This window comes from Promineifilum sp. (SeqCode), assembly GCF_041918635.1.
Classification (GTDB): domain Bacteria; phylum Chloroflexota; class Anaerolineae; order Promineifilales; family Promineifilaceae; genus Promineifilum.
Map to the genome: position 1 here is coordinate 1 of NZ_JAYRVJ010000759.1, position 2,162 is coordinate 2,162.

Genomic DNA, 2,162 nt, shown 5'->3' on the forward strand with positions numbered 1-2,162 from the left:
GGGCGGGGCTGCGCGTTGATGAACTCCTGCACCTGGCGGTGCGCCTCATCGTCGGTGAACTGCACCGGCGGCGATTTCATGAAGTAGGACGACGGCGCGACCAGCGCCCCACCGATACCCCGGTCGAGGGCCAGCTTGGCGCAGCGCACGGCGTCGATGATGACGCCGGCCGAGTTGGGCGAGTCCCACACTTCCAGCTTCAGTTCCAGTTGCAGCGGCACGTCACCAAAGGCGCGCCCCTCCATGCGGATGTGGCACCACTTGCGGTCGGTCAGCCACGGCACGTAGTCGCTCGGCCCGACGTGGACGTTCTCCTCGCCCAGGTCATAGGGCAACTGGCTGGTCACAGCGTTGGTCTTGGAGATCTTCTTCGACTCCAGCCGCTCCCGCTCCAGCATGTTGTAGAAGTCCATGTTGCCGCCGAAGTTGAGCTGGTAGGTGCGGTCGATGTGGATGCCGCGATCCTTGAACAGCGTCGTCAGCACGCGGTGGGTGATGGTCGCGCCCAGCTGGCTCTTCACGTCATCGCCGATGATGGGCAGGCCGGCGGCCTCGAAGCGCTTGCTCCAGTAGGGCGAGCTGGCGATGAAGACGGGGATGCCGTTGACGAAGGCGCAGCCGGCCTCGATGGCCTGCTCCACGTACCACTTCGTCGCCATCTCCGAGCCGACGGGCATGAAGTTGACGACCACGTCCGTCTTCGTCTCGCGCAAAATCTTGATGATGTCGTCCGTCGGGCCGGGGGCCTTCTCCACCTTCTGGCTCAGGTACTTGCCGATGCCGTCGTGGGTCATGCCGCGGTAGACGGGGACGTTGAGGTAGGGTACTTCGGCGAACTTGATCGTGTCGTTCGGGTAGGCCCACATCGCCTCACTGAGGTCTTTGCCGACCTTCGTCGTCACCACGTCGAACGCGGCCGAGAACTCGATGTCGCGCACGTGGTAGCCGCCGACGGTGGCGTGCATCAGACCGGGGATTTCCTCGTCATCCGCCGCGTCCCGATAATAGTGGACGCCCTGAACGAGCGCATTCGCGCAATTGCCGACGCCGATAATGGCGACGCGCACCTTCTTTCTATTTTTGGACATTGCCTTCTCCTGGGTACACAGACGCGCCTGCGAGCCACTACCGCGCCCGCCGCGTTGGATTTTCAACCACCGATTATACGTGAAATGGGCGAAAAAGGCGCGGGATTAACAGATACTCACCGTCTTATAGAAGGCCAAGCGACTGTAGCGCTTCATCCAGCATCGGAAGTGGCTCACGCCAAAACCAGGCGACGGGCAAGCGAAAGCCCGGCAACTGCTGAGATTCATAAATCCCATCGGTCACCCCGGCCAATTCGTAGCGGCTACCTTTCAACTGATAGAACTCAGCCGATTGATGTGCCGGGTCAATCAACCAGAACTCCCCCACACCGGCCGCTTCATAGGCATTGTACTTCTTGATTCGGTCGCGCTCGACGCTCTCAGGCGAAACGATCTCGATGATGAGGTCAGCCGGGCCGTCCAAGTACGTTTGGTGAAGCCGCCCGACGTGCTCCGCAGCCAGAAACATGATGTCTGGCTCAGGCGCATACCCCGGCAGTTTTATTCTGTACGGGGCAATCAGCACCCGACCTAGTCTCTTGCGCTCCACAAAGAACCGCAGGACGGCGGCCAGAAAACCAACAATGTCTTGATGCTCTGTCGATGCTGGGCTCATGAAGTAGACTTCCCCCTCCACCCACTCGGCCGACGTATCCTCGTCCACCCACTCGATGAACGACTCGAAGGTGGGGAAGACCGGCCCCGCGCCCTCGGCCCGGCGCAGCGCGTACTCGACCCGCTGCCAGCGGGCCGGCTCCAGATCGATCCAGTCCGGCAACAACCGTTCTAGCTCGGCGACGATTTCGGCGGCATCGGCAATGGTCATGGCGCGCTCCTGGAGCATAGTATAGGCGGTGGGATCGGGGTGAGCAACCAACCTGAAGGGCGCGCTACACCTCCGGCAAGAGCAACAGTCGCTCCTTGATCGCCTCGTGATCAGCGACGATGGCTTGGCTGAGGCATTCCAGCAATAGCAAGTTGCCGTCTAGATAGCCGGTCACAAATTCATATTCCTCGTCGTCCAAGGTAGGAAAAACGAGATCCTCATCTTTAAGGAGAGTGTCCAACTCGCTA

General features: G+C 60.9%; 3 protein-coding genes. All 3 read right to left on the reverse strand.

From position 1 onward, the window contains the following. Positions 1 to 1,088: inositol-3-phosphate synthase (locus ACE3UY_RS21915; RefSeq protein WP_374689603.1), on the reverse strand; the 1,088-nt coding region annotated here is incomplete at its 3' end. 124 nt (positions 1,089 to 1,212) lie between these two features. Beyond that, positions 1,213 to 1,914 carry a Uma2 family endonuclease gene (locus ACE3UY_RS21920; protein ID WP_374689604.1) on the reverse strand — a complete coding sequence of 234 codons (702 nt, stop codon included), beginning with the start codon at positions 1,912 to 1,914 and terminating at the stop codon, positions 1,213 to 1,215. A 64-nt stretch (positions 1,915 to 1,978) separates the two neighbouring features. Beyond that, positions 1,979 to 2,162 (reverse strand): hypothetical protein (locus ACE3UY_RS21925; RefSeq protein WP_374689605.1); only part of this gene is annotated, 184 nt, incomplete at its 5' end.